Below are 5,994 nucleotides of genomic sequence, written 5' to 3' on the forward strand. Positions count from 1 at the left end.
CCGGCCGCAGCGGCCCCGGCGCTTTTTTGTGGGTTTGACCCGACGGTTCAGCGGCAATATCTCGACCATGGAGACATCTCGCGAGGCGCGGCCCGCCTCCGGCCGACGGTCGCGCTGGGCGCTCGCCGGCTTCGCGGCGGCGGTCTTCGTCGCGGCCGCGATCGGCGGGCTGGGCGTGCAGGGCACCACCGACGAGTACGCGAGCCTGCGCCAGCCGGGCTGGGCACCGCCCTCCTGGCTCTTCGGCCCGGTCTGGACCGTGCTCTACGCGCTGATCGCCCTGGCCGGCTGGCTGGTGTGGCGTCGGGTCGGCTTCTCCCCCGCGCTCTGGGCGTGGACCGCCCAACTCGTCCTGAACGCCATCTGGACGCCACTGTTCTTCGGCGCGGGGCGGTACGGGCTGGCGTTCGCCGAGATCGTGGTGATGTGGCTGGCGATCGGCCTCACCGTGGCGCTCTTCGCCCGGGTGTCCCGGGTCGCGACCGCGCTGCTGCTGCCGTACTGGGCGTGCCACCGGGCTGATCGGCACCGTGGAGACCCGGCTCGGCGATCTGGTGATCGACAGCGTGCGCACCACCCCGGAGGCGACCGACCTGCACGCGATGCTGGCCACCGCCCGGGAGCGCGGCGTCACCGCCGTGGTCATGGAGGTCTCCAGCCACGCCCTGGCCATGGGCCGGGTCGGCGGGGTGCGCTTCGCCGTCGGCGGGTACACGAACTTCGGCTCCGACCACCTGGACTTCCACGCCGACAGCGCCGACTACTTCGCCGCCAAGGCGCAGCTCTTCGACGGCCGGTGCGCGGTCGAGGTGCTCAACCACGACGATCCGGCGCTCAAGCCGCTCTACAAGCCGGCGACGGTCAGCTACTCGGCCGCCGGCGACCCGACCGCGACGTGGTGGGCCGACGGCGTCGACGGCGAGGGGTACGCGCAGCGGTTCACCGCGCACGGCCCGGACGGCGTGGCGCTGACCGCCGGGGTGGCGCTGCCCGGGCGGCACAACGTGGCCAACGCGCTGCTGGCGATCGCCGCCCTGGTGGGCGCCGGGGTGGAGCCGGCGACCGCGGCGGCCGGCGTGGCCGCCTGCGGTGGCGTGCCCGGCCGTCTGCAACTGGTCGACGTCGTCGGGCCGGTACGCGGGGTCGTCGACTACGCGCACAAGGCCGACGCGATCGTGGCCGCGCTGGCCGCGCTGCGCGAGCTGAGCGCCGGCCGGCTGATCTGTGTGATCGGCGCCGGCGGGGACCGCGACCGGGGCAAGCGCCCGGTGATGGGCGCCGCCGCGGCCGAGGGGGCCGACGTGGTGCTGGTGACCGACGACAACCCGCGCACCGAGGACCCGGCGGAGATCCGCGCCGAGGTGCTCGCCGGGGCGTACCGGGCGGGCACCGCCGCCCGGATCATCGAGGTGGCCGGTCGCCGGGACGCGATCGACGAGGCGGTCCGACTGGCCGAGCCGGGCGACGTGATCGCGCTGCTCGGCAGGGGCCATGAGCGGGGCCAGGAGGTGGCGGGCGAGATGTTCCCGTTCGACGACAGCACCGAGCTGGCCGACGCGCTGCGGGCCCGCTTCTCCGACCGGGCGGGTCAGCGGTGATCGCGCTGACCCTGGCCGAGGTGGCCGCCGCGGTCGACGGGCGGCTCGTGCACGCGGACCCGGCCGCCACCGTCAGCGGTTCGGTCGAGTTCGACTCGCGCAAGGTAGGGCCCGGTTCGCTCTTCGTGGCCTTCCCGGGGGAGAAGGTCGACGGGCACGACTACGCGGCGACGGCGCTGGCGGCCGGCGCGGTGGCGGTGCTCGGCACCCGCGAGGTGCCCGAGGTGCCGATGGTGCTGGTCGACGACGCGCTGACCGCGATGGGCCGGCTGGCCCGCGCGGCGGTGGCCCGGCTGCCCGAGCTGACCGTGATCGGTGTGACCGGCTCCTCGGGCAAAACCACCACGAAGGACCTGATCGGCCAGCTCACCGCCCGCCTCGGCGCCACGGTGGCCCCGCCCGGCTCGTTCAACAACGAGCTGGGCCACCCGTACACGGCTCTGCTGGCCGGGCCGGACACCCGCTACCTGGTGATGGAGAAGGGCGCTCGCGGCATCGGGCACGTGCGTTACCTGTGTGAGCTGGTGCCGCCCCGCATCTCGGTGGTGCTCAACGTCGGCACGTCGCACATCGGCGAGTTCGGCTCGCAGGACAACATCGCGCTGGCCAAGGGCGAGCTGGTCGAGGCGCTGCCGGCCGACGGCCTCGCCGTGCTGAACGCCGACGACCCCCGGGTGGACGCCATGGCGGGTCGCACCCGGGCCCGGGTGGTCCGCTACGGCGAGGCCCCGGACGCCGACCTGCGCGCCGAGGACGTCACGCTCGACGAGCGGGGGCATCCGTCGTACACCCTGGTCACGCCGGAGGGGCGCGTGCCGGTGCGGCTCGCGTTGACCGGCCGTCACCAGGTCGGCAACACCCTCGCCGCCGCCGCGGTCGCCCGGGAGCTGGGCATGCCGCTGGCCGACCTGGGCACGGCCCTCGGCGAGCTGGGGCTGAAGTCCACCCGGCGGATGGACGTCTTCGACCGGCCCGACGGGGTGACAGTCATCGACGACTCGTACAACGCCAACCCGGCCTCGATGGCTGTCGCGCTCCGGGCGCTCGCCAGCCTCGGTCGGGGGCGGCGTACCGTCGCGGTGCTCGGTTACATGGCCGAGCTGGGCCCGTTCGAGCGCGACGGCCACGCCGAGGTCGGCCGTCTCGCGGCCGAGCTGGGTGTCGACCGGCTGCTCGTGGTGGGTGAGCCGGCCGCGCCGATCCACGAAGGCGCGACAGCGGTAGCGAACTGGGGAGGAGAGTCGGTGCTGCTCACCGATCAGGCGGCGGCCGTCGAGGTGCTGCGGGGCGAGCTACGGCCGGGCGACGTCGTCCTGGTCAAGGGCTCCCGGTACCGGACCTGGGAGGTGGCCGACGCCCTGCGCGCCGACGCCGCCGGGGAGGCCGGTCGATGAGGGCCATCATCGTCGCCATCGGGGTGGCCTTCGTCGTCTCGCTGTTCTGCACGCCGATCGCGATCAAGGTGTTCACCCGGCTCAAGGCCGGCCAGCCGATCCGGTCCGACGGCCCGGCCATGCACCAGGGCAAGAAGGGCACGCCCACGATGGGCGGCGTGGTCTTCATCCTGGCCACGGTGATCGCGTACGTGGCCGGGCACCTGGCCCTGACCACCCTGCCGGACGCGCAGATCGCCCAGGTGGAGCCGACCATCACGGCGCTGGTGCTGCTGGGGCTGATGGTGTTCTCCGGCGCGGTGGGCTTCCTCGACGACTTCCTCAAGGTGCGCAAGCGCAACAGCGCCGGCCTCAACAAGCGTGGCAAGTTGCTCGGCCAGATCCTGGTCGGCGCGGTCTTCGGGGTCATCGCGCTGTGGTTCCCGAGCACCATGACCGACGCGACGGGTAAGGCCACCAACACCCAGACCGTGGGCAGCACCACGCTGAGCTTCATCCGGGACATCGACTTCCTGGAGGTCAGCAAGGTCGGCGCGGTGATTATCTTCATCTTCGTGGTGATGGCCGCGACGAACGGCGTCAACCTCACCGACGGACTGGACGGTCTGGCCACCGGCGCCTCGGTGATGGTTCTCGCGGCGTACGCGCTTATCGCGTTCTGGCAGTACCGGCACTGGTGCGCCGACCCGAGCTACACCCAGCCGTACTGCTACGAGGTCCGTGACCCGTTGGAGATCGCGCTGATAGCCGGGGCCGCAGCCGGGGCCTGTGTGGGCTTCCTGTGGTGGAACACGTCCCCGGCGCGGATCTTCATGGGTGACACCGGGGCGCTGGGCCTGGGCGGCCTGATCGCCGGCATGGCGATGTCCACCCGGACCATCCTGCTGCTGCCGATCATCGGCGGGCTCTTCGTGATCATCACGATGTCCGTGGTGATCCAGATCATTTCCTTCCGGACCACCGGCAAACGCGTGTTCCGGATGTCGCCGCTGCAGCACCACTTCGAGTTGGCCGGCTGGAGCGAGGTCAACATCGTGGTCCGGTTCTGGATCATCGCCGGCATCGGTGTGGCCATCGCCCTGGGACTGTTCTACAGCGAGTTCCTCGCCAACATGACCTGATCCACCCTGTTCACCCGCCTGCCTGCCTGCCTGCCTGCCCGGCCGGCCGGCCGGTGCGGTGTGCGCGTAGCCGGTCGGGTGGCAGGGTAGTCGAACTCTCCTTTGCTCTGCTTCAACGGACGCAACACTCGCGCGGCAAAAGTGTTGCGTGGGGTGAAGCAGAGCAAAGGGGTGAGGCGCCTTCCCTGGGGGGCGAAGCCCGACACGCCCGGTGCATCGTTGTGGGCCTGTCGGGCGTGCCGAACGGTGATGATGTCCGGGTGGGGGAGGAACCAGGCACCGAGGACAGGACAACCGGTCGACCGCGACGGTCATCGGGCACGGCGCGTGCGGCGGAGGCCGGCCGCGCGGCCCGCGAGCCCGACCGCGCGGCCCGCCAGGCGGACGGCCCGGCGCGTCCGGCGGAAGGCGCAGCGCGTGAGCCGGGCCGGGGAGCGCGTGAGCCGGGCGCCCCGGGACGTGCGGCGGGATCGACGGGGCGTGAGCCGGAGGGCGGCGCTGCCGTCCCGCTGCGCGGATTCGACGCGGCCGGTGGGCTGGCCGCGCTGCGTGGCCTGCTGGACCGGCCGCTGGCGTCCTACTACCTGCTGCTGTCCTGCGCCGGCCTGCTGCTGCTGATCGGGCTGACCATGGTCTTCTCGGCGACCAGCGTGAAGGACTACGCCGAGGACGGCAACGCCTCGGCCTCGGTGACCAAGCAGGCGATCTTCGCGGTGATCGGCATCGGGGCGTTCTGGGCCTGCCAACGCCTGCCCGCCAGCACCTACCGGTCGCTGGGTCGGCCGTTGCTGATCACCTCGGTTGCGCTGCTGGTGGTGCTCAACCTGCTGGTCGGCTACGCCCGGCTCACCGGTCAGCGGTCGGCCGGGTTCGGGCCGGTCGAGGCGCGGCTGAACTGGCTGTTCGTCGGCGGGATCCAGCTACAACCGTCCGAGTTGGCCAAGTTCGCGATGGTGCTGTGGGGTGCGCACATCGTCGCCCGCAAGGGCGCCGCACTGGGGTGGTGGCGCGAGTTGGCCACCCCGCTTTTCCCGGTGGTCGGCCTGCTCTTCGTCCTGGTCGGCTACAACGACACGGGCACGATGCTCTGTCTGCTGGCCCTGGTGGTCGGCCTGCTCTGGGCCGCCGGGGTGCGGATGCGGGTCTTCGGCGCCCTGGCCACTGCCGGTCTGATCGGGATCGGCCTGCTGGTCGCGGTGGCCTCGCTGGGCGCCGGCTCCGGAGAGCGCGGCGCGGACAACTACCGGCTCGCCCGACTGGACATGTTCTTCAATCCACCGGACCCGGAGACCTGCAAACTCAACGACTGCCTCCAGTTCTACCAGGGGCGGCTGGCCATCGAGCACGGTGGCTGGTTCGGTGTCGGGCTGGGCAAGGGCAGCCTGAAGTGGGACTGGCTGCCCGAGGCGCACAACGACTTCATCTTCGCGATCATCGCCGAGGAGTTGGGCGTGATCGGCTGCGCGGTGGTGCTGAGCCTGTTCGCGGTGCTCGCGTACACCGGTCTGCGCATCGCCCGACGGGTCGACGACCCGTTCCGGCGGCTCGCGGCCGCCGCGGTGACCACCTGGCTGGTGAGCCAGGCGGTGATCAACATCGGTGGGGTGGTCGGGCTGCTGCCGATCACCGGCCTGCCGCTGCCGTTCATCTCCGACGGCGGAAGCGCCCTGGTCGTGACGTTGGCCGGCATCGGCATGCTGGCGTCCTTCGCCCGCGCCGAACCCGATGCGGCCAGAGCACTGCATGCCCGTCCGCCGGCCCGGTGGGTCCGACTACTCTGGGCCCCGTTGCCGCCGCTTCCCGGCCGGCGTCGCCGACCGGCGTCGCCGCCGGCCGGCCGAGGGTCCGTGCCCCGGTCCCGCGAGCGGCGCCAGGACGACC

3 protein-coding genes and 2 pseudogenes are annotated in these 5,994 nt (G+C 72.4%); all 5 read left to right on the forward strand.

Annotated elements, in window-relative coordinates:
- Nucleotides 1-67 precede the first annotated feature (67 nt).
- Nucleotides 68-508: pseudogene (locus AB0J68_RS24890) on the forward strand (TspO/MBR family protein); the annotation flags it as partial.
- 4 nt (nt 509-512) lie between these two features.
- Nucleotides 513-1,598: pseudogene (locus AB0J68_RS24895) on the forward strand (UDP-N-acetylmuramoyl-L-alanyl-D-glutamate--2,6-diaminopimelate ligase); the annotation flags it as partial.
- Nucleotides 1,595-2,992, forward strand: a complete 1,398-nt coding sequence (gene murF / locus AB0J68_RS24900) for a UDP-N-acetylmuramoyl-tripeptide--D-alanyl-D-alanine ligase (protein WP_363940618.1) — start codon at nt 1,595-1,597, stop codon at nt 2,990-2,992. The pseudogene AB0J68_RS24895 and the gene murF, both read left to right, overlap by 4 nt.
- Nucleotides 2,989-4,113: a phospho-N-acetylmuramoyl-pentapeptide-transferase gene (gene mraY / locus AB0J68_RS24905; RefSeq protein ID WP_354856133.1), complete on the forward strand. Its 1,125-nt coding sequence runs from the start codon at nt 2,989-2,991 to the stop codon at nt 4,111-4,113. The genes murF and mraY overlap by 4 nt, the downstream gene beginning before the upstream one ends.
- Before the next feature lie 509 nt (nt 4,114-4,622).
- Nucleotides 4,623-5,994 (forward strand): putative peptidoglycan glycosyltransferase FtsW (locus AB0J68_RS24910; protein WP_363940619.1); only part of this gene is annotated, 1,372 nt, incomplete at its 3' end.

It is taken from the genome of Micromonospora sp. NPDC049580 (assembly GCF_040675595.1).
Lineage (GTDB): Bacteria > Actinomycetota > Actinomycetes > Mycobacteriales > Micromonosporaceae > Micromonospora.

What these genes read in the sequence shown, in the direction of transcription:
- mraY (WP_354856133.1), top strand. Translation starts at nt 2,989, where the DNA reads ATGAGGGCCATCATCGTCGCCATCGGGGTGGCCTTCGTCGTCTCGCTG.